General features: G+C 66.3%; 2 protein-coding genes. One reads left to right on the forward strand and one right to left on the reverse strand.

All coding sequences use genetic code 11. The features are described 5' to 3' along the window. The coding region (locus ACSFA2_RS25730; RefSeq protein WP_435458158.1) for an AMP-binding protein at positions 1–437 on the reverse strand (437 nt) is incomplete at its 3' end. Between the two features lie 215 nt (positions 438–652). Here ACSFA2_RS25730 and ACSFA2_RS25735 point away from each other — a divergent pair. Beyond that, positions 653–1,080, forward strand: a 428-nt coding sequence (locus tag ACSFA2_RS25735; protein ID WP_435458159.1) for an OsmC family protein, incomplete at its 3' end; no start/stop codon positions are given.

Below are 1,080 nucleotides of genomic sequence, written 5' to 3' on the forward strand. Positions count from 1 at the left end.
TGCTGCTCGGGCGGCAGGGCGTTGCTGGCCTTGGCCAGTTCGCCGGCCAGGTCGCCGGTGATGATGGCCTCCTTGGCGTCGGGGTCGGTGATGTAGTGCTTGAGTTCCTCGGCCCGGTTCATCGGGTTGACCGGCACCACGACGGCATTGGCGCGCAGGATCGCGAAATGCGCGATCACCAGCTGCGGACAGTTCTGCATGTCCAGGATCACGCGGTCGCCGCGCTTCACGCCCAGCGCGTGCAGCGCACCGGCCAGGCGCTCGGCCTGGGCGGCGAACTCGCGGTAGCTGATCACGCGGCCGAAGAACACGAGCGCGGGCTTGTCGGGGTAGCGTGCGGCCGAGGTGGCCAGGTTGTGCCAGAGGGAGGTGGCGGGGACGGTAATCGAATGCGGGAGGCGTTTGGGCCAGAACTTGTAATGCGGGCGTTGTTGCATGGTGAGTACAGGCGGGACAAAGAAAAGCGCGACAGCCCGCCAGCCTAAGCCGCCAAGGCCGTCGCTCCCATCGGGGAAGCCCCCGGAGCGTCGCCTAGGTGACGCCATTTCTTCTCACATGCGCAACCTTCTGCTCACGCGCCCTGCGACTACAGACACGGGCCGCCTTCCGCGCGATACCTGTCAGCCCCCATCCACCGAATGAAGGAACTCACATGGCAGCAGAAAAGCACGCAAGCGTTCACTGGGAAGGCGCCGGCAAGACCGGCAAGGGCCAGGTCAGCACCGAGACCGGCGCCTTGAAAGACTACCCCTACGGCTTCGCCAGCCGTTTCGAGGACGACAAGCGCGGCACCAATCCCGAGGAGATCGTCGGCGCGGCGCACGCCGCCTGCTTCACGATGGCCTTCGCCTTCGCGCTCGAAAAAGAAGGCCTCGCGGCCACGAAAATCGACACCAGGGCTGCCGTGCGGCTGGCCAAGGACGGCGATGGCTTCAAGATCGACCGCATCGCGCTCGAACTCGACGCCAGCGTGCCGAACCTTGACGAGGCCAAGTTCCAGCAGATCGCGGCCGCCGCCAAGGCAGGCTGCCCGCTGTCGAAGGCGCTGGCTAGCGTGCCGGAGATCACGCTGAAGGCGAC

The sequence above is a fragment of the Variovorax cryoconiti genome (assembly GCF_051216395.1).
Lineage (GTDB): Bacteria > Pseudomonadota > Gammaproteobacteria > Burkholderiales > Burkholderiaceae_C > Variovorax.